We start from the raw sequence: 21,495 nt of genomic DNA, 5'->3' as shown, positions 1-21,495 counted from the left end.
CCTCCTGGCGCGGGGCGGTCACGGTGCTGGGCGGGCCCGGCGGGGGGCGCCGGAGGCGCGCCTACTGCCAGGCCTCGATCGGGTTGCCGAGCCAGCGGGTGTCGGCGGGCACCGTCTCGGCGCGCATCACCAGGGAGGCCGGGCCGAGGGTGGAGCGCTCGCCGACGGTGCTGCCGGGCAGCACGATCCCGCCCGGGCCGAGGGTGGCGCCCGCGCGGAGCTCCACAGTATCCAGCCGCATGATCCGGTCGTGGAAGAGGTGGGTCTGTAGCACGCAGCCGCGGTTGACGCTGACGCCGTCGCCGAGGGTGACCAGGTCGGCCTCGGGCAGCCAGTAGCTCTCGCACCACACGCCGTGGCCGATCTTCGCGCCGAGCGCGCGCAGCCACAGGTTCATCAGCGGCGTCCCGGCGGTGCGGCCGACCAGCCAGGGCACGGCGAGCACCTCGGTGAAGGTGTCGGCCAGCTCGTTGCGCCACACGAAGCCGGACCACAGCGGGTGCTCGACGGCCCGGAACCGGCCGACCAGCAGCCACTTGGCGGCGGCGGAGACCAGGCAGGCGGCCAGGCCCGCGCCGAGCAGCACCAGGCCGGACAGCAGCGGCTGCCCGAGGGCGCACAGCGCGGCGGCGGTGAGCACGGCCAGCGCGGCGGAGGCGAGCACCGGGACGATCCGGGCCAGTTCGGTCAGGCCGCGGGCCCAGCGCAGCCGGGCGGGCGGCTCGTAGGTGAGGGCGAGGTCGGCGGTGTCGGCGGCCCGGGGCAGCCTGACCGGCGGCATGCCCAGGTAGGAGCTGCCGCGCTTGGCCTTCTTGGGCGTCGCGGAGAGCACGCCGACCAGGCCCCGGTCGGGGACGGCCCGGCCGGGCGCGGTCATCCCGGAGTTGCCGAGGAAGGCCCGCTCGCCGATCTCGGCCCGCCCGATCCGCACCCAGCCGCCGCCCAGCTCGTACGGGGCGATCAGGGTGTCGTCGGCGAGGAACGCGCCGTCGCCGACCTTGGTCAGGCTGGGCAGCGCCAGCACGGTGGACACCTCGGCGCCCTTGCCGACCCGCATGCCGAGCAGCCGCAGCCACACCGGGGTGATCAGCCCGGCGTACAGCGGGAACAGCGTCTCGCGGGCCAGGTCCATCAGCTGGCTGACCGTCCAGGCCTGCCAGCCGACCCGGCCGTGCAGCGGGTGGTAGCCGGTGCGCAGGCCGAGCGAGAGCAGCCGGACGCCGACCAGTACGAGCGCGGCGTAGGCGAGCCCGTAGGAGAGGGTGGCGGGGACGAGGGCGATCAGGGCGCCGCGGACGGCCTGGCCGAGGCCGTCGCCGGGGTGGACGAACCACCCGGCGATCAGCAGGCCGGGCAGCGCGGCGAGCAGCGGCAGCAGGGCGAGGGCGAAGCCGGTGGCGCCGTAGACGGCGGCCCAGCGCGGGGTGCGCGGCGGGCGCTGCTTCGGCCAGCCGCGTTCGGCCTTGCCGGTCTTGACGGCGGGCGCGCCGGCCCAGCGCTGGCCGGTGGGGACGGCGCCGGTGACGCCGGAGCCGGGGGCGACCTCGGCGCGCTTGCCGACCTTGGCGCCGGGCAGCAGGGTCGAGCGGGTGCCGACCACGGCGCCGGCGCCGATCCGCAGCGCGCCGATCTCCAGCCGGTCGCCGTCCAGCCAGTGGCCGGACAGGTCGACCTCGTTCTCGACCGCGCAGCCCTTGCCCAGGCGCAGCAGGCCGGTGACGGGCGGCAGGGCGTGCAGGTCGACGTCGGGGGCGACCCGGCAGCCGAGCGCCCGGGCGTAGCGGATCAGCCAGGAGCCGGAGAGGCCGACCGCGCCGGTGGCCTCGGCGAGCCGTTCGGCGGTCCACAGCCGCAGGTGGACGGAGCCGCCGCGCGGGTAGCTGCCGGGGCCGACGCCGCGCAGCAGCAGCCGGGCGCCGCCGGCGGCGAGCGCGAGGCGGCCGGGGGCGGAGTACAGCAGCAGGGCGCCGGCGGCCAGCAGCCACCAGGGCGCGACGGGGGCCCACGGGTAGTCGCCGAGCAGGTTCAGCACGGTGCCGAGGACGCCGAGGGCGAGCGTCCAGCGCAGGCCGGTGAGGGTGGCCAGCGGCAGGGTGAGCAGCAGTTGCAGCGCCTGGGCGCGGCGGGGCACGGGAGCGACGGTGCGGGCCGCTCCCCCGGACTGGGCGGACTTCTCCAGCAGCCGGGCGAGCTTGCGCAGGGTGGGCTGCTGGTAGACGTCGAGGACGGAGGCGGCCGGGTAGCGGGCGCGCAGCAGGGTGGTGAGCTGGGCGGCGGCCAGCGAGCCGCCGCCGATCGCGAAGAAGTCGTCGTCGGCGCCGCGGACGGGGGTGCCGAGGATCTGCGCCCACTGCTCGGCGAGCCAGGCCTCGGTGCCGTACAGCTGCTCGGCGGGGCCGGAGGTCTCCAGGTCGGGCAGCGGCCAGGGCAGCGCGTCCCGGTCGACCTTGCCGGAGGTGCGGGTGGGCAGGTGCGCGACGGTGGCGAGCAGCGGGACGAGGGCGGCGGGCAGTTCGGCGCGCAGCCGGGCGACGGCGGCGTCCCGGTCGAAGCCGTCCTGGACGACCAGGTAGCCGACCAGCAGCTGGTTGCCGCTGCGGGCGGTGCGGACGGCGGCGGCGGCGCCGGAGACGGCGGGCAGCGCCTGGAGGGCCGCGTCGACCTCGCCCAGTTCGATCCGGCGTCCGCCCAGTTTGATCTGCTCGTCGGCGCGGCCGAGGAAGACCAGGCCCTCGGGTTCGGCGCGGACCAGGTCGCCGGAGCGGTAGGCGCGCTCCCAGCCGAGGGAGGTCAGCGGGGCGTACTTCTCGGCGTCCTTGGCCGGGTCGAGGTAGCGGGCCAGGCCGACGCCGCCGATCACCAGCTGGCCGCTGCCGCCCATCGGGACGGGTTCGCCCGCCTCGTCGACGACGGCGAGCTCCCAGCCGTCCAGCGGCAGGCCGATCCGGATCGGGGCCCGGCCGTTCATCAGGGCGCCGCAGGCGACCACGGTGGCCTCGGTGGGGCCGTAGGTGTTCCACACCTCGCGGCCCTCGGTGACCAGGCGCTCGGCGAGTTCGGGCGGGCAGGCCTCGCCGCCGAAGATCAGCAGCCGGACCTCGTTCAGCGCCTCGGCGGGCCACAGCGCGGCCAGCGTCGGGACGGTGGAGATCACGGTGATCTCCTGCTCGGCCAGCCACGGGCCGAGGTCGGCGCCGGAGCGGACCTGGGCGCGCGGGACGGGCACCAGGCAGGCGCCGTGCCGCCAGGCCAGCCACATCTCCTCGCAGGAGGCGTCGAAGGCCACCGACAGCCCGGCCATCACCCGGTCGCCGGGCCCGATCGGCTCGTCCCGGAGGAACATCGCGGCCTCGGCGTCGACGAACGCGGCGGCGCTGCGGTGCGTGACGGCGACGCCCTTGGGCTTGCCGGTGGAGCCGGAGGTGAAGATGATCCAGGCGTCGTGGCCGGGCTCGGGCGGCCGGGCGTCGTGGCCGGACGGCTTGACCCGGTCGAGGGCGTACTCGGCGCCGATCACGGCGTTGACGTCGGCCTCGCCGAAGACCAGTTCGGCCCGCTCGTCCGGGTCCTCGAAGTCGACCGGCACGTAGGCGGCGCCCGCGGCGAGCACCGCCAGGATCGCCACGTACAGCTGGTTGCCGCCGGAGGGGACGCGGACGCCGACCCGGTCGCCGAGGCCGACGCCCGCCCTGGCCAGGTGCCGGCGGACGCGTTCGACCTCGGTGAGCAGCGCCGCGTAGCCGAGCGTCTCGCGCCCGTCGTCCAGCGCGGGCTCCTGCGGGTGCGCGGCGGCGGTGGCCGCCAGCACGTCGACCAGGGTGCGCGGCGCGGGCGCGTCCTGGGCGCGGAACAGCGCGGTGTCGGGGGCGGTGATCATGGCTGCAACGGTCCTCGTCCTGGGTTCCCCGGCGGCCGGTGGAAGCGGTCCGCCGAAGGCGTCGAAAGCGCGACAACCTGGGCAAGTTTACCGGTCAGGGCGGGTGGACGGCCGGAGGCGGCGGCCCGCGGGGCCGCCCGCCGCGGGGGCGGGGAGGGGCGGCGCGGGCCGACGGGGCGTCAGCCCGCACCGCTGAGCGGCAGGTTGCGGGGGTCGGGCGGCCGGGCGGGCTGACGGGCCGTCAGGTTCCCGACACGCCGCCGTACTCCGGGAGTTCACCCACTGTTCACGCCCCCGCCTTCTCCGCGTGGTCGGCCGGACCGGTGGGCTCGCCGCGGCGGAGGGCGCCGGGGGCCCGGCGGGCGGGGCGGTCGGCGCGGCCGGCCGAAGTGAGCTGCCAGGGAACGGAGATGACCATCACGCCGGGGGTGAACAGCAGGCGGCTCTTGAGCCACAGCGCGGACTGGTTGTGCAGCAGGTTCTCCCACCAGTGGCCGACCACGTACTCGGGGACGATGACGGCCACCGCGTCGCCGGGCCGGGCCGAGGCCAGTTCCCGGACGTGCGCGACCACCGGCTTGGTGATCTCCCGGAACGGCGAGTCGAGCACCCGCAGCGGCACGTCCAGGCCGCTGTCCGCCCACCGGGCACGCAGTTCGGCGGTGGACTCGGGCTCGACGTCCACGGTGACGGCCTCCAGGGTGTCGGGCCGGAACGCCTGCGCGTAGCCGAGCGCGCGCAGGGTGGGCCGGTGCAGCGTGGAGACCGGCACGACGGCGTGCACCCGCCGGGGCCGGGGCGCCCGCACCTCCTCCCCGTCCCCGACGGCCAGCTCGGCGGCGACGGCGTCGTAGTGGCGGCGGATGCCGCGCATGGTCAGCCACAGCAGCAGGGCGGCGGCCACCGCCAGCCACGCGCCCTGGGTGAACTTGGTGATCAGCACGATGACCAGCACCAGCGCGGTGGTCACGGCGCCCAGCCCGTTGATCACCCGGGCCCGCCGGGCGGCGGAGCGGGCGGCCGGGTCGGCCCCGGCGGCCAGCACCCGGTTCCAGTGCCGGACCATCCCGACCTGGGAGAGCGTGAAGGAGGTGAACACGCCCAGGATGTACAGGTGGATCAGGCTGGTGACGTCCGCCCGGTAGAACCAGAGCAGCGCCCCGGCCGCCACCGCGAGCGCGAGGATGCCGTTGGAGAACGCCAGCCGGTCGCCCCGGGTGTGCAGCTGCCGGGGCAGGTAGCGGTGCCGGGCGAGGATCGAGGCGAGCAGCGGGAACCCGTTGAAGGCGGTGTTCGCGGCCAGGATCAGCACCAGCGCGGTGACCGCCTGGACGAAGTAGAACAGCACGCTGTCGGAGCCGCCGAAGACGGACGCGGCCAGCTGGGCGATCACGGTCTGCTGGGTGTGGGCGTGGCAGTCCCCGGCCAGGCCGGTCAGTTGGCAGGGGTCCTCGACGTAGTGGACGTGCGAGGTGAGCGCGAGCAGCGTGACGCCGGCGAACATCACCACCGCGACGACGCCCATCACCGTCATGGTCGCGGCCGCGTTGCGGGACTTCGGGGCGCGGAAGGCGGGCACGCCGTTGGAGATCGCCTCGACGCCGGTCAGCGCGGTGCAGCCGGAGGCGAAGGCGCGCAGGCCCAGCATCAGCAGGCCCAGGCCCTGCACGGCGTCCTTGCCGTGCTCGGCCGCGACGCCCAGCTGCGCGGTCGGCGCCTGCGGACCGTCGCCGAAGGCCAGCCGGACCAGGCCGGTGACGACCATCAGCAGGATGCCGCCGATGAACAGGTACGTCGGCGCGGCGAACGCCCGCCCCGACTCGCGCACGCCGCGCAGGTTGACCGCGGTCAGCAGCAGGGTGAAGCCGAGCGCCAGCGCCACCCGGTGGTCGGCCAGCGAGCCGAACGCGGAGATGACGTTGTCCACGCCGGAGGCCACCGACACGGCGACCGTCATCACGTAGTCGACCAGCAGCGAGGCGGCCACCACCAGCCCCGGGTTCGCCCCGAGGTTGCGCGAGACCACCTCGTACGAGCCGCCGCCGCTCGGGTAGGCGTGCACCACCTGCCGGTAGGACAGCACCACCACGGCCATCAGGGCGACCACGCCCAGCGCGATCCACGGCGTCAGGTACAGGAACGCGGTGCCGCCGACCGTGAGCACCAGCAGGATCTCGCCGGTGGCGTAGGCCACCGAGGAGAGCGGGTCGGAGGCGAAGACCGGCAGCGCCAGCCGCTTGGGCAGCAGCGTCTCGCCGAGTTCCTCGCTGCGCATGGCGGGGCCGATCACGAGGCGCTTGAGCGCCTGGGGGAGGTTGAGCACAGCACGGGAGCGTATGCGCCACCGCTGATCGGGCAATCAGCCGGTCAGATCGGCATATTTCTTGGATTTCCGCAGGCCAGCGGCGGTTCGGACGGCCGAATCGAAGGCTCCGGGCCGGAACGGGCCTGCCGTTAAGGATTCGTCAATATCGTCGGGCCGCCGCGTTCCGCCGGTCAGCGGTCGGCGGGCAGCCGGGCCTCGATCGCGGCCAGCGCCGCCCGGAGCGCCGCCACGTCGTTCTTGTCGGCGACCTGGTCGCCCCGCTTCAGCTTCACCAGCAGCGTCCCGCTGGGCTCCAGCACGATCAGCGAGGTCTCCTCGATCGCGTCGCCGCCCTGGTGCCGGACCGCCACGTCCAGGTCGGCCACCCGGATGCCCTGCCGGGCGATCGTCCGCCGGTCGTACGCGCCGTCCCGGGCCAGCACCGTCGGCGTCCCGTCCAGCAGCCGGTTGAACCAGTCCCAGCGCGCCGCCTGCCGCACCAGCAGCCAGTCGGTGGCCAGCAGCACCAGCGCCCCGTACAGGCCGCCGCTGACCGAGTCGTCGTCGCCGATCACCGCGTTCTGCACCACGTTCGACAGCAGCAGCATCACCACCAGGTCGAAGGTGTTCAGCTGGGCCAGGCCGCGCTTGCCGATCGCCCGCAGCAGCACCAGCAGCGCCAGGTAGACCAGCACCGTGCGGATCGTCTTCTCGGCGTACGGGATACCCGCGACGAACATGGCCTGCCACATGGCGGCCACCGTAGGCGCCGGTGCGACCGCCGCACCGGCGCCCACGCCCGCCGTCCCCCCAACGGCCCACGGCCCCTGCGGGGCCGGGGGGCTGCGGGCGGGGCCCGGGGGCTACGGGCGGCGGGTGGCCAGCAGCAGGCCGGTGGAGCAGTCCAGGTAGCTGGCGTGCAGGCGCGGGTCGGTGGTCAGGCGCTCGACCAGGGCGGTGACGGACGCGGCGTGCTCCTCCGGCCAGGTCGGCTGCGGCAGCAGGTCGTCGACCAGGTACAGCCCGCCCGGGGCGAGCAGTTCCAGCGCCTGGTCGAGGTGGTGGAACTTGCCCGGCCAGGTGTCCGCGAAGACCAGGTCGAAGCCGCCGGGCGCCAGCGAGTCGATCAGCTCCGCCCCGTCCCCCACCACCAGCTCCAGCCGCGGGTCCGCCCCCAGGTGCCGGGCCGCGACGGCGGCCACCGCCGGGTCCAGCTCCCCGCTCACCAGCGAGGCCCCCGCGTCCATCCCGCTCAGCAGCCAGCTCGTCCCGGCCCCGGCCCCCGTGCCCAGCTCCAGGACGCGCCCGCCGGGCCGGGCCGCCGCGAGCGTGCGCAGCAGCTGCCCGGTGGCCCGGTCGCACGACATCGCGAACCCGAGCGCCGCGCACTCCTCGGCGATCGCGGCCAGCACGGCGGGGTGGGAGTCGGTGGTGAGCGTCATGGTGCGGCCTCCGTCGGTGACAGTCCGTCAGTGAGCGGCACACGCTAGCGACGCCCCGGCGCCGCCCGCGGCGAATTTCGCCCCGCGGACGGCCCGCCGGTCGCAAGCCGGTCGGAACCCGGGCGCAAGCCGGGCGAGGAGGGCCGGGCGCCCTCGTGGTCGGTGCCCCCGCGGCCGGGTGCTTGGCAGACGCCGAATAAGGGATAAATATGACTTTTGTGACCTTTTTCCCTTCTGGTCGCCCCGGGTCTCTGCAAGCCTTGCTCCCATCTCACCTGCCGAAGGAGACCCCCGTGACCGGCACCCCCCGGCGCGCCGTCCGTCTGCTGCTCATGGCCGCCGCCTCGCTGAGCGTGCTGCTGCCACTGCTGCGCGGGGCGACGGCCGCGGGGGCGGTGGCGGAGTTCGGGATGGGACGGGGGGAGGCGGTGGCCGCGCAGCTGGCCACCGCGCTGGTGATGCTGACCGCCTTCCTGCTCTCCGGCCGGGCGGCGGACCTCTGGGGCTGGCCGCGGGTGCTGCGGTGGACGCTGGGGATGATGGTGGCCGGCGGGGCGGTCGCGGTGACGGCGGACCGCCCCTGGACGTACCTGGCGGGGCGGACCGTGGAGGACGCCGGAGCCGCCGGGGTGCTGATCGCCGCGCTGGCGTCCGTCCCGGTGCTGAACCTGCCCGGACGGATCACCCGGGTGGTGGGCGGGGCCGTCGCGGGCGTCGCCACCGCCTTCGTGCTGGGCGCGAACATCGCGGTGCGGATCGACTCGGTGGCCGGCTGGCGGCTGGGCGAGTCGGTGCTCCCGGCGGCCGCCGCGCTGCTGCTGCTCGCCGCGCTGCGCCTGCTGCCGCGCGACCGGCTGCCCGGACCGGCGGTCCGCGCCCTGCCGGTGTGCGGGCCGGGCGTCGCGGTGGCGGCGCTACTGGCCGTCGCGGGCCTGGAGCTGGGCCCGCTGCGCGACTGGTCGGACCCCCTGGTCGGGGGGCTGCTGTGCGCCGCCGTGGCGCTGTTCGCCGCCTGCCGGGCCCGGAGCGTGCTGCTGGCCCGCCGGAACCCGGGGCCGCCGGCGCCGGGGGTGCCCGCCCTGGCGGCGGGCGGGGCGATGGCGGCGGGTGCCACGCTCGGGTTCACCCAGCTCGCGCTGTCCGCAGCCGTCCCGGTGGTGCTGCTGCAGCGCGGGGTGACGCTGGCGCACGTGACGCTGGCGATGTCGGGCTACGGGCTGGGCATGCTGGCGGCCGGGCTGGTGGCCCGGCACTGGCGGCTGACCCCGCTGACGAGCTCCTCGCTGGGCCTGCCGCTGGCCGCCGTCGGCCTGGCCGCGCTGCACTTCCTGCCCGCCGACGCCGGGCGGGCGGCGCTGGTGGCGGGCGCGGTGGCGGTGCTGGTCGGCTTCGGCCTGGTGGTCGCGCAGATCCCCTACCTGGCCGGGTTCCTGGCGGCGCTGCCCCGGCAGCGCCGGGCGGCGGCGTCGGCGCTGTACCCGGTGTCCATCCTGCTCGGCGGGGTGCTGGCCCAGGCGGTGCCCGGCAGCACGGAGCTGCTGACCGGCCGGGGCGGCCCGCCCGCGCTGGGCACCGTGCTGTGGGTGGCCTGCGGCGTGGTCGCGGTGGTGGCGATGCTGCTGGGCCGCCCGGTGGTGTCGCTGGCGGTGGCCGCGGCGGCCGGGCTCCAGCACCTGCTGCTGGTCGCGCTGGCGGGCGAGCGGGTCGCGGACCGTCCGGGGGCGGCGGTGGCGGCGCTCGCGGTGGGCGCGGTGATGGGCCTGGTGGCCTGGAGCCGGCGCCAGCAGTCCGAGCGGCTGGCGCGCGTCCGGGCCAGCGAGATCGCCCTGCAACAGGCGGTGCTGCACCCGATCCCGCCGCTGCTGGGCGAGCTGCGGCTGACCGGCCACTACCAGCCGGCGACGGCGGGCACCGGGGTCGGCGGCGACTTCTTCGAGGCGGTGCGCACCCCGCACGGCACCCGGCTGCTGATCGGCGACGTCCGGGGCAAGGGGCTCCAGGCCGTGCAGACCGTCACCGACCTGCTGGGGTGCTTCCGCTCGCAGGCGCACGAGACCGCCGACCTGGGCGAGCTGGCGGCCCGGCTGGACCGGCAGCTGACCCGGCTGGCGGCGGCCCGCGGCGACGAGGAACTGTTCGCGACGGCGCTGCTGCTCCAGCACCGGGACGGCGTCGACCAGGTCGAGGTGGTCAACTGCGGGCACCTGGCCCCGCTGCGGGTCGGCCCGGACGGGGTGCGCACCACCCCCGTCCCGGCGCTGCTCCCGCTCGGCCTGGGCGCGCTGGGCCTGGGCCGGGGCCCCGTCCCGACCCCGCTGGCCCTGCCCGGCGGCTCGGCGCTGCTGCTGCACACGGACGGGCTGAGCGAGGCCCGCAACTCCTCCGGCGAGTTCTACCCGCTGGGCGAGCGGCTGTCGGTGCTGCGGGCCGCCGACCCGGGCCGGCTGGTCGCCGGGCTCGCCGCGGACGTCCACGACTGGACGCACCAGCTCTCCGACGACATCGCGCTGATCGCGCTCACCCGGGCGTAGCGCCCGCCCGGGGGCGGGGGCCCGGTGGGCGGGAGGTGCGCCCGGGGTCGGCGGGGGTGCGCCTGGCGGAGTGCGGGGCCGCGCCCCGGTGGCGGAACCGGGGCCGCGCCGGGAGGGTGGCTGGCGGGGGACGCACCGGATGACCCGAACCGGAAAGAGCGAGAGATGCCCGAAGTCACCACCCCGTACGCGACCGGCACCCCGTGCTGGATCGATCTGATGGCGAAGGACCAGCAGGCCGCGCTGGACTTCTACCGCGACCTGTTCGGCTGGCAGGGCAGTCCCGGCCCGGCCGAGTTCGGCGGGTACGCGGTCTGCGAGCTGGACGGCCGGGCCGTCGCCGGCATCGGCCCTGCGATGGCGCCCGAGGGGATGCCCGAGCCGCCCACCGTCTGGACCAGCTACCTGGCCAGCACCGACGCGCAGGCCACCCAGGACGCGATCGTCTCGGCGGGCGGCACGCTGATCGTCCCGGTCGTGGACGTCGGCAACCTGGGCCGGATGCTGGTCGCCGCGGACCCGCAGGGCGCGGTGTTCGGCGTGTGGCAGCCCGGCGAGTTCTTCGGCGCGCAGGTGGTCAACGAGGCCGGCGCGCTGACCTGGAACGAGCTGCACACCAGTGACGTGCCGGCCGCCACCGCGTTCTACGGCGAGGCGTTCGGCATCGAGATCGAGCCGCTGGACGGCGCCGACTCGTACTGGGAGCTGCGGGTCGGCGGGCGGGCGGTCGGCGGGGTCACCCTGCTGGCCAACGACCCGCCCGGCACCCCCGCGCACTGGCTGACGTACTTCGCCGTGGACGACGTGGACTCCACCGTGGACGCGCTGGTCCGCTCCGGCGGGACGGTGCTGGCGCCGCCGTTCGACATGATGGCGGGCCGGATGACGGTGGTCGCCGACCCGCAGGGCGCGCCGTTCGCGATGATCAAGCCGCAGCCGATGGCGTAGGCCCGCACCGCACCGCGCCGCGCCATGCCGCGCCACGCCGCCCGTCCCGGACCGCCGTCCGGGGCGGGCGGTTCGGTGCGTCCGGGGCCGCCGTCCGGGGCGGGGGTCGGCTGTGTCAGGATCTTCGCAGGTCAACGGGGCGGTGTCGCCCCCCTGCCGGATCGGAGAGTCGTCGTGGCCACCCCTGTCGCACCCGAGCCCCTGCTGTTGCGCGACGGCCGTCCCGCCGCCGCCGGGTGGTCGCTGGACCCGGCGATGCGGCACCTGAACCACGGGTCGTTCGGGGCGGTGCCGCTGGTGGCGCAGCGGGAGCAGCAGCGGCTGCGGGAGGAGATGGACGCCTCGCCGGTGGTCTGGTTCCCCGGGCTGTCGCGCCGGGTGGCGGCGGCCCGGGCGGCGGTCGCCGACTTCCTGCGGGTGCCGGCCGGCTTCACGGCGCTGGTGCCGAACGCGAGCGCCGGGGCGAGCGTGGTGTACGGGAGCCTGCCGCACCGGGACGGCGGGGAGGTGCTGGTGACCGACCACGGGTACGGGGCGGTGACCATGGGCGCGGAGCGGCTGGCCCGGCGCTGGGGCGGGGCGGTGCGCACGGTGCACGTGCCGCTGGGGGCGGGTCCGGAGGAGGCCGCGGCGGCGGTGACCGGGGCGGTGACCGGGCGGACGGCGCTGATCGTGCTGGACCGGATCACCTCGGCGACGGCCCGCTACCTGCCGGTCGACCTGGTCGGCGCGTTCGCCCGGGAGCGCGGCGTCCCGCTACTGGTCGACGCCGCGCACGTGCCGGGGCTGGACGGGGACCCGCTGGCGGGGGCGGACTGCGACGCCTGGGTGGGCAACCTGCACAAGTTCGGCTGCGCGCCGCGCGGCACCGCCGCGCTGGTCGCCCGCGGCGAACTCCGGGACGCGCTCTACCCGTTGATCGACTCCTGGGGTGCCGAGGAGCCGTTCCCGGAGCGCTTCGACAGCCAGGGCACCCTGGACGTCACCGGCTACCTGGCGGCGCCGACCGCGCTCGACTTCGTGGCCGAGCAGTGGGGTTGGGCCGGGGCCCGCCGCTACATGGGCGAACTCGCCGACTACGCGCAGGAGTTGATCGGCGCGGCGTTCACCGCCGCCACCGGGGAGCCGGCCGCGGCGGATGTCGGCATGCCGGTGAACGCGCTGCGCCTGGTGAAGCTGCCGCCCGGGCTGGGCCGCACCCGGCTGGAGGCGGACGCGCTGCGCGACCGGATGGCGGCCGAGTGCGGCGTCGAGACGGCGTTCACCAGCTTCGGCGGGACGGGGTACTTCCGGCTGTCGACACACGTGTACAACACGGCCGAGGACTACGAGTACTTCGCGGAGCGGTGCGTGCCGGTGCTGTGCGCGTGGGCGCGCGGGCGCTGACGGTGCGGCGCCCGCGCGGGGCCGGCACGGGGGCTACGGGTGCTGCGGGTGCTGCGGGTGCTGCGGGTGCTACCCGGCGGGGAGGGTGTAGTCGAGGTGGATGCGGTGGGTGCCGTCCTCGTCGACGACGATGCCGCCGGTGCCGGTGATGCCGGTGAGGTCGGCGGTGCCGCTGCCGGGGACGATGACGAAGTACTCGCCCTGCCGGTCGGTGCCGGAGGTGGTCGCGGAGTGCGCGAAGTTGAAGGTGCCCCCGAGGCCGTGCAGGGCACCGGCGAAGGACTCCATGGCGAGGTAGGTGCCGACGCCGGCGGCCTGGTCGTAGGCGGCGGTGAACAGGGTGTCGGCGCGGCCCTCGACCTCGCCGTGGAACTCCTTGCGCATGGTGGCCACGCCGACGCCCGTGCCGGTCTTGACGCCGCTCTCGGGGACGGGCGCGGGGGTGAACTCGAGGACGGTGAAGGTGCCTGATGCTCGCATGGGCGCGATGTTAGGCGCCCGCACTGACAACCCGTCAGCGGCGAGTCCGGCGGCGGGGCTGCGGGCCGGGAGGGTCAGGGCGTCCGTTCCAGCGCCCAGTCCGGGTAGGCGGAGGTCTGCGGCGGGGCGGTGCGCCGACGGCGGCGGGCGATCAGCGAGAGGACCAGGGCGACCGGGAGGAGCAGCAGGCCGAGCACCAGGAGCAGGCCCACGGTGGTCAGCGCGGCGGCGCTCCCGTGGTCGCGGCCGATCACCGAGGAGACCGGGAAGGTGCCCCGGTAGCGGGAGTCGAAGGAGAGGGGCCGGTTGTCGCCCATCGCGAACATCTCCCCGGCGGGGACGGTGACGTCGAAGCAGCGCTCGCCGCCGGGCTTGTTGTCCCGCAGGTAGGGCTCGTCGAGCGAACTGCCGTTCAGCTGGACGGGCTGGTCACCGCACTGGGAGACGTGGTCGCCGCCGAGGGCGATCACCCGGTTGAGGGTCCGCACGGGCGGACCACCGGGCTCCATGGGGACGGTGAAGAGCACCACGTCGCCACGGCGGACATCCCCGGGTTCGACGGCGTAGGTCAGGACCCGCTGGCCGGACCGGTAGGTGGGGGCCATGCTGTTGCTGCTCAGCACGCTCGAACGCGGCCCGAGGGTGAACCCGTAGGCGATCGCACCGACCGGGAGCAGCACCCCCACGATCAGGATGACCAGCGCGGCCTTGCCGAATCCGCTCCACCGTCTCATGCCGTTCCCGCTCCCCTGGTCGCCGTGCGGCGCGTTCCGTCACCGTGCCGTTCGCACGGGATCGAGCGGGGAGTCTAGCGAGCGCCCAGGACGCCGGGGCGCCAGGGGGCGTCACCACTCGCGCTCCGGGCCGTCGTCCTCCTGCCCGTACTCCGGCTCCGGTGCGGCCGGCTTCGGTTCGGCGACCCAGCCGGCCGCCAGGACCAGGCGGGAGGTGCGCTGGACGGCGAGGAAGGCGAAGGGGCGGTCGAAGGCGACGGTGAGGCGCCGGGCCAGGTACGGAGGTGGCGCGGGGATGCCGGCGGCGGCCGCCCCGAAGGCGGTGACCGAGGCGGCCCGGAAGCCGCGCGGGCCGAAGACGGCGGTGGTGGTCTGCCGGGCCGACTCGACCGCCAGCGGCTCGGCGCTGATGCCGGGGAAGTGGCCGCGGCCGAGGTCGGCGGCGGTGCGCAGGCCGAACAGCTCGGGCCGCGCCAGCAGGTCGTGGTCGTCCGCGAGGTCGAACTCGACGGTCTCGGCGTGGAGTTCGGGCTCGCGGGAGTAGCTGCGTACCCGGCGGGCGTCCAGCCCGGGGCCGGGGGCGCCGTCGGGGAGTACGGTGCCGGGGCGCACCGTGCGGGGGTGGGCGGCGGTGCCGACGGCGGCGGCCAGGACGGCGCCGGGGTCGGCGTCCTCCGTGCCGAGGCAGAGGTGGACGTCGACGCCGCCCCGGCCCAGCACCTTGAGCACGGTGAGCGGCCCGGCGGCGGTGTCGGCGACGCCGACCCGGTCGAGCAGCCCGGTGCGCCGCCACAGCCCGGCGACGTCGCGGTCCCGCCAGGGGCCGGTCTCGGGCCGGTCCGCACAGGGGTGGAAGCGGCGGATCCAGTCGGTGCGGACGGTGAGCGCGCCGGCCAGCAGGAGCCGGGTGTCCGGGGTGACCGCGGCGGGCATCCGGGGGATCGCCCCGGCCGTCCGGTCGGCGGCCCAGCGGTCGAGGGCGGCCCGGTCGGCGTCCGGGTCGCCGGTGATCCGGCCGTGGCCGTGCGGGGGCAGGGCGGCGGTCCAGGCCGGTTCGAGCGGGAGGCGGTCGGCGGTCCACAGGCCGAGGGCGGCGGTGACGCCGGGCGTCCGGTCGAGGGCGGCGAGCAGTTCGCGGCCGGAACCGGCGGCCAGATCGAGCGGGACGCCGAGCGCGTCGGCGAGTTCGCGGGCGGCGGGGCCGGCGGCGCCCGCGGCCAGCAGGGCGAGCGGGGCCCAGGCGGCGGGGGCGCTGAGGGCGGTGTTCCGTCCGGCGGCCGGGGCGGCGCGGCCCCAGCGGGCGGTCAGCTCATTGACGGCGCGGACGGTGCGGTGCATCGGCACGGTGCGGTTCTCCCCCGGTGGCGGTCCTGGGCCGGAGGTTAGCGCTGCGGCGGCGGGCGCGCGAGGGGTTATCGGGCGCCCGGCTCGCCGCCCGCCGGTGCACCGAGCGGGTGTGGTGGTCCCGGGCGCGGGCGGCGAGGGGCTCGCGGACGGGCGGGGCCGGTCGCCCGGGCGTGCGGGCGTCCGGGCGTCCGGGCTTGCGGGCTTGCGGGCTTGCGGGCTTGCGGGCTTGCGGAGAGCCGGTTGCACGGAGGGGGGACGGTCGTCCGGACGAACGGGCGTGCGGGGAAGGGTACTTCGGGGGCGAGAGGGGGCGCCATGACGGCCCGGGCACCCCGCGCTCGGGCCGTCATGGCGCTCGGCTGGCACGGCCCCGGTCTCCCGGTTTTCCCCTCCCAGGGAGCGGGGGCGTGCCGCCGCTTCTTCGGTTGGCTGTCGCCGCTGACCGTCCGCGTGGGGGTGGGGCCGGTCAGCGGCGGGACCCGGTGCGGATCAGCGGCGCTGCCAGAGGGCCGGCACGTTCGGCGGCTCCCAGCCGGCGTACGCGATGTGCCCCTGGACGCAGACGTAGGTGACGCCGTTGTACGTGACCACGTCGCCGGCCTTGTAGCTGGCTCCCGCCCTCCAACTGGTGGAGCCGCCCGTGCTGCTCGGGCTGGGGCTCGGCGAGCCCGGGTTCGAGTTGCTCGGGCTGGGGCTGGGGCTGGGCGAGCCGGTGCCGTTGACGTTGAGCACGAAGTCGAAGCTGGCCTCGCGCCCGTTGCCGACCTGGCGGACCGTCATCAGCAGGTCCGGGTCGTAGATGGTGTCGGTGGCGTTGCGCGGCTCGTTCGGGAAGTACAGCTGGGTGGTGAGGATCGGCTGGTTGGGGGCCTGCACCTTGACGTGGATGTGCCGGGTGCGGCCCGGGTAGAGGCCCGGGACGATCGTGGTCAGCGTGTACGCGCCGTTGGAGGCGCTGAACTGGTGGCCGCGGAAGGTGTACCCGGAGTTGTCGTAGTTGCCGTTGGTGTCGGCCTGCCAGAAGTCCAGCAGGGCCCCGGCGATCGGTACGCAGTTGCGGCCGAAGACGAAACCGCTGAGCGTCAGCGGGGTCCCGGGGGTGCCGCTGGTCACCAGGTTGGTGCGCAGCGGGGAGCCCGGCTTGAAGTACGGTCCCTCGATCTGCTCCTCGGTGAGGTGTCCGTCGGTGCACTCGGGGGTGAGCGGGGCCGGGGCGTCGGCGGCGACCGCTTCGCGGGCCAGTGCGACGCCGGTGCCGACCAGGACGGGCGCGGCGGCGGCCGCGGCGGCCGCCTTGAGCAGGCCCTTGCGGCTGATCTTTCGATCGGCCAGTTCGCCCAGGCCGTCCAGCGGGTTGTGGGGGGTGGACATGGCTCTCCGTTCGACTGCTTCGTTGGTCGCCGCACGCCCGGATTCCCTTGGATGGGACATGACACCTGGAGAGGTCGGGTCTCCCGACACGGCGGCGCGGTGGGGTGCCTCAGACGCTAGGCCCTGCCCGCCGGGGCCGTCGATGGACGGGGACGGCGGGACGTGGTGCATTCCTCAGCCGCGCCACGCGCTGTTCGACGGGCCGTCAGCCGGGGTTCGGACGGCCACCGGCCGGGCTTAGGGCGAACTTAGGGTATGCCTGATCCCGGCTTAGGGCGAGCCCCCGGCGGGACGGCGGGCGAGCTGCGGCGGAGCCACCGGACGGGCCCTGGGCGGGCCGGGGGCGACCTTAAGGCGAGCTACCGGACGGCGGGACGGCCGAGCCGTCGCGGGCCGAACCGCTGCGGGACGGAGGGGCAGCGGTCGGGGCAACTCGGTTGCGGCGCGGCTCGGTTGGCCGGGTCAGCTCGCCTTCTCGCGGAACTCGCCCGGGGTGCGGCCGACTTCGCGGCGGAAGAAGCGGCAGAAGTAGGCCGGGTCGGAGAAGCCGGCCGCCGCCGAGACCTGACGGATCGTCATGTCCGTGGTGGTCAGCAGGCGTTTGGCCTCCAGGGTCTGCTGCTCGCGGATCAGCCGGGCCGGGGTGCGGCCGGTGGCCTCCTTCACCACCTCGTGCAAGTAGCCCGTCGAGACGCCGAGTTCGCGGGCCAGCGCGAGCACCGAGCGGTCGGCGCGGTCGGACTCGGCGATCAGCCGGGTGAACCTGGTCGCCAGCGGGTGCCCGGCCGCCCGGGGCGCCGCGGCCGGGCCGCGACCGCGGGCCACCCGCAGCGCCCGCACCAGCAGGACGTGCAGCAGCGCCTGCAACACGCCCAGGCCGCCGTCCAGACCGGCCTCGTGCTCCGAGGTCAACTCCCTTAGCGTGCCGACCATTTCGCGGTGCTCCCGGCGGTCCGGCCGGATCGCCGGGCCGGCCGCCAGGGCCCGCACCAGGGCCAGGTCCTCGGGGTGCCGGTGCAGGAAGTCCTCGTTGAACAGCAGCACCCAGCCGTCGAGCCGGTGGGCCCCGCTCCAGCGGTGCACCTGGCCCGGCAGCACCGCGTACAGCGTGGGCGGCTGGATCCGGTGCTCGACCAGGTCGATGACGTGGGTGCCGCTGCCCGCCGCGACGTAGACCAGTTCGTGGAACGAGTGCCGGTGCGGGAAGTCCGCCCTGGAGAGCGGCCCGACGGCGTCGAAGCTGCCCGCCGCGAACGGCAGCAGCCCCGGGTCCGGGACGTCCAGGTCGTGCAGTTCCAGGCCGGTGGCCGGTCGGAGCCTCATCGCGCCAGTGTGCGCAAACCGCCCGCCGGACGTCCAGTGGTCCATACCAAGTGGCACTTAGCGGCAAGCGGGTGGCACCGAGCGGGGCGGTGCTGGGGAGAACCCGACCACGGGTCTCCACCTGGACGTCATGACGCGGCTCGGGCGCCGTACTGGAATGGAGGACGTGATCGACCACCGCCCCGCCCGCGCCGCGCTCCTCGCCCGCGCCCTCCTTCCCGCCCGTCCGGCTTCCGCGCCCCCTCCGGTGCGGGGGCGGCGCGTGCGGGGGCGGCGCGCGTGGGGGTGGGGCGCGGGCTGGCTCGGCTGCGCCGGCTGGGCGGGCCTGTTCCCGCTGCTCTCCCCGCTCGGGCCGCACCGCACCTGGGGCGCGCTCGCCGCCGTCGGCTACCTGCTGGCCGCCGCCGTGGCGCTGCTGCCCGGCGCGGGCGGGCCGGGGCGTTCCGGGTGGGTGGCGCTCGGCGGGGCCGGGCTGCTCCCGCTCGGCCTGCTGGTCGCCACCGGCTCCGGGCAGAGCGAGGTGGGCGTGCTGGCCCGGGCGGGGGGCCTGCTGCTGGCCCACGGTTCGCCCTACCTGGACGCCCCGGCCGGCCCCGGGGAGGTCACCCCCTACCTGCCGGGGATGGCCCTGTTCGGGCTGCCGCACGCGCTGCTGCGCACGCTGCTGCCCGCGGGCGGGCCGGTGGCCGATCCCCGGCTGTGGTGCGCCGCCGCGTTCCTGGCCGCGCTGTGGGCCGCCCGGCGCGTCCGGCCCGCACCGGCCGCGCGGGTGGGGATGGTGGCGCTGCTGGCTTCGCCGCCGGTGGCGCTGGCGCTGGCCGTCAGCGGGTGGACCTGCCGCTGACCGGGCTGCTGTGCCTGGCCGTGGCGTCGGGGGCCGCGCGGCGGCCGGGCGCGGCGGGGCTGGCACTGGCGGCGGTGGGCGCGCTCAAGTGGACGGCCTGGCCCGCCGTCCCGGTGGTGGTGGCGCTGCTCGCGGCGACGGCCGGACGGCGGGCGGCCCTGCGCGGCGCGGCGGTCGCGGTGGGCGGGACGGCCCTGCTGGTGGCACCGTGGCTGCTGGTGGCGCCGGGGCCGGTACTGCGCCAGGTCTTCGCCTTCCCGCTCGGCCGGGGCCGGTGGCCCACTCCGGCGGCGAGTCCGCTGCCGGGCCGCCTGCTGGCCGAGCTGGGCCCGGCCGGATGGGCCGCGGCGGCCGGACTGCTGCTGCTCGGCGGGGCGGCGGTGGCACTCTCCCTGCTGCTGCGCCCGCCCCGGCACGCGGTCGCGGCGGCCGACCGGCTGGCGGCCGGTCTGACACTGGCGTTCCTGCTCGCCCCCGCCGGACGGTTCGGCTACCTGGCGCTGCCGCTCTTCCTGTCCACCTTCGCCCGCCTGACGACCCGCCACCCCTCGGACCGAGCCGCCCCTCCCCCGCATCTCCGCCCGCTGTACGCCCCACCGCCGTGCGGTCGCGTGCCCGCTCCCGTAACCGCCTGCGCAGCCCGCCGCACCGTGCTGCGGGTCGGACAGTCGCTCCGGTTCGACCAGGCTCAGCCGCCACCGCTCCACCGCCCCCGTCACCAGCAACACCCACGCCCGTCACGGTCACCACGACACCGGGAACCCCACCGGCCGTCGCCGCACCGCGACATCCATCCGCCCGCTCCCGTCCGCTCCCCTCCGCGTCCCGACCCTATAACCGGTGGAGTGGAAGGGAGTTGATCCCCTACGGTGCGCCTACGATCGGATGACGAGGGCCTGGAGGTCGGATGCGGGTGGCGGACTTCGCTTCCTGGGAGCGGGAGTTCCCGCTGCGGTACGTGCTGGTGCGGGAGGTCGACGACGAGGACGACCGGGAGGCGGTCGAGCTGTTGGGGCGCTGCGCCGACGCCGAGGGCCTGTACCTGCCGCACGAGTACCCGGACCGGACGGTGCTGGTGCTGGAGGGCTGCCCGGCCGACAGCCCGCTGGCGGTCATGGCCGCCGGGCCGGGCGGGCGGCAGTTGGGCGACCTGGAGCTGCTGGTACTGGAGGAGAACGGCGACCCGAGCGCGTACGACTACCAGCTGGGCGGAGTGTCCGTCGTCACCGTCCGGCCCACTGCGGGCGCGCCCGGCCTGGTCGACCTGGTCGTCACCGCCGACCACCGGGACCATCCGTACGAGGGCCGCCCGCGCTACCCGGCCCGGCCGGGCTACGCGTTCTGGTCGCCGGACCGGCGGATCACCGAGCCGCTCGGCCACTGTCGCCACGTCGGCGGCCTGCTCGCCCGCCGGCCCGCCCGGGCGGACCCGATCCAGCTGATCGGCTGCGAGCCCGCTCCCGCGCTGCTCGCCCTGCTCACCCAGCGCGGCGGCCGCAACGAGGAGTGGGGAAAGCTGGCCGCGCTGGACCGCTCGGGCCGGGTGATGGCCACCGAGGAGGTCATGCTGCACGTCACCGAAGCCCGCCCCTCCGTCCTCGGCGGCCCACTGCTTGACGTCACCCTCGCCGACTGCGGCTACGGCTATCCCGTCCTGGAGGGCCGGCCGGTGCGCGAGCGCTGGTTCGAGGGCCCGCCGACCGAGCCCAACCAGTGGGCGCAGTTGGACACGTGGGGCCGTCGCGAGTGGCTCGCGCTCTGTCGCACCGGCCCGTCCGACTCCCCGCGCAGCGGCGGCACCCACCACCTCGACGGCCGGCACGTCACCGACGTCCCCGGCCTGCACCTGGCCATCGGCGAGGCGGTGCTCGGGCCCGGCCTGGAGATGGGCAGCAACCTGTTCTGGCTGCGCGACCGGCTGTGGGGCGGCACCGCTGTGGTGTCTCCCTTCACTCTGGTGTGGCACGACGCGGAGACCGCCCGGCGCTGCCTCGCCGGGGAGATCGTGGGCGGTGACCCGGTGCGCAGTTACTTCGACGTGGTGCTGGAGGTCCTGGCGGAGCGCGGTGTGACGGTCGTCCTGGACTGAGCGGGGCCGGGCGGGGCGGTTCAGACGAGCAGGAGGTCGCCGCAGGACTCGGTGAGGACGGTGCGGGCCTCGGCGGGGAGGTCGTGGTCGGTGATGAAGCAGTCGAGGTCGGTGAGGGCGGCGAAGCTGCTGAGGCCGACGACGCCCCACTTGGTGTGGTCGGCGACGGCGACGGTGCGGTGGGCGGAGGCGATCAGGGCGCGGTTGGTCTGGGCCTCGGCGAGGTTGGGGGTGGTGAGGCCGGCGCGTTCGCTGACGCCGTGGGCGCCGATGACCAGCAGGTCGACGTGCAGGGAGCGGATGGCCTGGTCGGCGAGCGGGCCGACCAGCGCGGCGGAGCGGGTGGGGGCGCCGCCGGTGAGCAGCAGGGCGGGGCCGTTCTCGCCGCGGGCGCGGACGAGTTCGGCGACCGGGAGGGAGTTGGTGACCACGGTGAGGCCGGGGACGTCGAGCAGGCGGGTGGCGACGGCGTAGGCGGTGGTGCCGGCCGAGACGGCGACCACGCTGCCGGGCTGGACCTGGGCGGCGGCGGCCTCGGCGAGGGCCGCCTTGGTCTCGGGGGCCAGGGTGGACTTGGCCTCGAAGGCGGGTTCGTCGGCGGCGGCGGCCCGGGCGACCGCGCCGCCGTAGACCTTGCGGACGGAGCCCGCGCGGGCCAGCGCGTCCAGGTCGCGGCGGATCGTCATGTCGGAGACGCCCAACTGTTCGACCAGTTCGGCGACCTTGACGGCCCCGTCGCGGCGGACCAGGTCGAGGATCAGGGCCCTGCGCTGGTCGGCGAGCAGTCCGCCGTCGGTCGTCACGGTGTCCTCCGGGGT

General features: G+C 76.1%; 16 protein-coding genes. 6 read left to right on the top strand and 10 right to left on the bottom strand.

What is annotated here, in order from left to right; genetic code table 11:
• Positions 1 to 61: 61 nt before the first annotated feature.
• From HUT16_RS28890 to HUT16_RS28875, 4 genes are all read right to left on the bottom strand, one after another.
• The gene (locus HUT16_RS28890) at positions 62 to 3,877 is read right to left on the bottom strand and encodes a Pls/PosA family non-ribosomal peptide synthetase (RefSeq protein WP_176190979.1); all 3,816 of its coding nucleotides are present in this window, start codon (positions 3,875 to 3,877) and stop codon (positions 62 to 64) included.
• Between the two features lie 286 nt (positions 3,878 to 4,163).
• On the bottom strand, positions 4,164 to 6,152 hold the full coding sequence (locus tag HUT16_RS28885; RefSeq protein WP_176192918.1) for an APC family permease: 1,989 nt from the start codon (positions 6,150 to 6,152) through the stop codon (positions 4,164 to 4,166).
• 221 nt (positions 6,153 to 6,373) lie between these two features.
• Positions 6,374 to 6,934 carry a DUF421 domain-containing protein gene (locus HUT16_RS28880; protein WP_176190978.1) on the bottom strand — a complete coding sequence of 187 codons (561 nt, stop codon included), beginning with the start codon at positions 6,932 to 6,934 and terminating at the stop codon, positions 6,374 to 6,376.
• 111 nt (positions 6,935 to 7,045) lie between these two features.
• Positions 7,046 to 7,624 carry an O-methyltransferase gene (locus tag HUT16_RS28875; RefSeq protein ID WP_176190977.1) on the bottom strand — a complete coding sequence of 193 codons (579 nt, stop codon included), beginning with the start codon at positions 7,622 to 7,624 and terminating at the stop codon, positions 7,046 to 7,048.
• Between the two features lie 293 nt (positions 7,625 to 7,917).
• Between HUT16_RS28875 and HUT16_RS28870 the strand changes: the two genes are divergently transcribed.
• The 3 genes from HUT16_RS28870 (at position 7,918) to HUT16_RS28860 (ending at position 12,489) form a co-directional block, all read left to right on the top strand.
• A complete protein-coding gene (locus HUT16_RS28870; RefSeq protein ID WP_176190976.1) occupies positions 7,918 to 10,155 on the top strand; it encodes a PP2C family protein-serine/threonine phosphatase in 2,238 nt (745 codons plus the stop codon).
• Positions 10,156 to 10,320: 165 nt separating this feature from the next.
• Complete coding sequence (locus HUT16_RS28865; protein WP_176190975.1) at positions 10,321 to 11,103, top strand: VOC family protein; 783 nt, start codon at positions 10,321 to 10,323, stop codon at positions 11,101 to 11,103.
• A gap of 174 nt (positions 11,104 to 11,277) precedes the next feature.
• On the top strand, positions 11,278 to 12,489 hold the full coding sequence (locus HUT16_RS28860; RefSeq protein ID WP_176190974.1) for an aminotransferase class V-fold PLP-dependent enzyme: 1,212 nt from the start codon (positions 11,278 to 11,280) through the stop codon (positions 12,487 to 12,489).
• A 69-nt stretch (positions 12,490 to 12,558) separates the two neighbouring features.
• Here the strand turns inward: HUT16_RS28860 and HUT16_RS28855 are convergent, their stop codons facing one another.
• The 5 genes from HUT16_RS28855 to HUT16_RS28835 all read right to left on the bottom strand — a co-directional run bounded on the left by HUT16_RS28855 (position 12,559) and on the right by HUT16_RS28835 (position 17,744).
• The gene (locus tag HUT16_RS28855) at positions 12,559 to 12,969 is read right to left on the bottom strand and encodes a DUF3224 domain-containing protein (protein WP_176190973.1); all 411 of its coding nucleotides are present in this window, start codon (positions 12,967 to 12,969) and stop codon (positions 12,559 to 12,561) included.
• 74 nt (positions 12,970 to 13,043) lie between these two features.
• On the bottom strand, positions 13,044 to 13,703 hold the full coding sequence (gene lepB / locus HUT16_RS28850; protein ID WP_176190972.1) for a signal peptidase I: 660 nt from the start codon (positions 13,701 to 13,703) through the stop codon (positions 13,044 to 13,046).
• Positions 13,704 to 13,814: 111 nt separating this feature from the next.
• Positions 13,815 to 15,041, bottom strand: a complete 1,227-nt coding sequence (locus tag HUT16_RS28845; RefSeq protein WP_368662747.1) for a serpin family protein — start codon at positions 15,039 to 15,041, stop codon at positions 13,815 to 13,817.
• A 498-nt stretch (positions 15,042 to 15,539) separates the two neighbouring features.
• Positions 15,540 to 16,421, bottom strand: coding sequence for a carbohydrate-binding protein (locus HUT16_RS28840; RefSeq protein WP_176190970.1), 882 nt, complete (start codon positions 16,419 to 16,421; stop codon positions 15,540 to 15,542).
• 462 nt (positions 16,422 to 16,883) lie between these two features.
• Complete coding sequence (locus HUT16_RS28835; protein ID WP_176190969.1) at positions 16,884 to 17,744, bottom strand: helix-turn-helix domain-containing protein; 861 nt, start codon at positions 17,742 to 17,744, stop codon at positions 16,884 to 16,886.
• A 166-nt stretch (positions 17,745 to 17,910) separates the two neighbouring features.
• Here HUT16_RS28835 and HUT16_RS28830 point away from each other — a divergent pair, with 166 nt between their 5' ends.
• The 3 genes from HUT16_RS28830 to HUT16_RS28820 are packed head-to-tail and all read left to right on the top strand — an operon-like array spanning position 17,911 to position 20,677.
• Positions 17,911 to 18,588 (top strand): hypothetical protein, encoded by a 678-nt coding sequence (locus HUT16_RS28830; protein WP_176190968.1) that lies wholly within the window; start codon positions 17,911 to 17,913, stop codon positions 18,586 to 18,588.
• Complete coding sequence (locus HUT16_RS28825; RefSeq protein ID WP_176190967.1) at positions 18,573 to 19,448, top strand: hypothetical protein; 876 nt, start codon at positions 18,573 to 18,575, stop codon at positions 19,446 to 19,448. The genes HUT16_RS28830 and HUT16_RS28825 overlap by 16 nt, the downstream gene beginning before the upstream one ends.
• A 53-nt stretch (positions 19,449 to 19,501) precedes the next feature.
• Positions 19,502 to 20,677 (top strand): hypothetical protein, encoded by a 1,176-nt coding sequence (locus HUT16_RS28820; RefSeq protein WP_176190966.1) that lies wholly within the window; start codon positions 19,502 to 19,504, stop codon positions 20,675 to 20,677.
• A gap of 20 nt (positions 20,678 to 20,697) precedes the next feature.
• Here HUT16_RS28820 and HUT16_RS28815 read toward each other — a convergent pair whose 3' ends face one another.
• The gene (locus HUT16_RS28815; RefSeq protein ID WP_176190965.1) at positions 20,698 to 21,480 is read right to left on the bottom strand and encodes a DeoR/GlpR family DNA-binding transcription regulator; all 783 of its coding nucleotides are present in this window, start codon (positions 21,478 to 21,480) and stop codon (positions 20,698 to 20,700) included.
• Positions 21,481 to 21,495 lie beyond the last annotated feature (15 nt).

Origin of the sequence: Kitasatospora sp. NA04385 (genome assembly GCF_013364235.1) — a bacterium.
GTDB lineage: Bacteria > Actinomycetota > Actinomycetes > Streptomycetales > Streptomycetaceae > Kitasatospora.
Note: the sequence above shows the minus strand (reverse complement) of the source record. Positions and strands in the feature narration are given on the sequence as shown.

Coding starts and splice junctions, on each gene's coding strand:
- HUT16_RS28880 (WP_176190978.1), bottom strand. CDS start 6,934: ATGTGGCAGGCCATGTTCGTCGCGGGTATCCCGTACGCCGAGAAGACG.
- HUT16_RS28890 (WP_176190979.1), bottom strand. CDS start 3,877: ATGATCACCGCCCCCGACACCGCGCTGTTCCGCGCCCAGGACGCGCCC.
- HUT16_RS28845 (WP_368662747.1), bottom strand. CDS start 15,041: ATGCACCGCACCGTCCGCGCCGTCAATGAGCTGACCGCCCGCTGGGGC.
- HUT16_RS28875 (WP_176190977.1), bottom strand. CDS start 7,624: ATGACGCTCACCACCGACTCCCACCCCGCCGTGCTGGCCGCGATCGCC.
- HUT16_RS28840 (WP_176190970.1), bottom strand. CDS start 16,421: ATGTCCACCCCCCACAACCCGCTGGACGGCCTGGGCGAACTGGCCGAT.
- HUT16_RS28865 (WP_176190975.1), top strand. CDS start 10,321: ATGCCCGAAGTCACCACCCCGTACGCGACCGGCACCCCGTGCTGGATC.
- lepB (WP_176190972.1), bottom strand. CDS start 13,703: ATGAGACGGTGGAGCGGATTCGGCAAGGCCGCGCTGGTCATCCTGATC.
- HUT16_RS28855 (WP_176190973.1), bottom strand. CDS start 12,969: ATGCGAGCATCAGGCACCTTCACCGTCCTCGAGTTCACCCCCGCGCCC.
- HUT16_RS28885 (WP_176192918.1), bottom strand. CDS start 6,152: ATGCGCAGCGAGGAACTCGGCGAGACGCTGCTGCCCAAGCGGCTGGCG.
- HUT16_RS28835 (WP_176190969.1), bottom strand. CDS start 17,744: ATGAGGCTCCGACCGGCCACCGGCCTGGAACTGCACGACCTGGACGTC.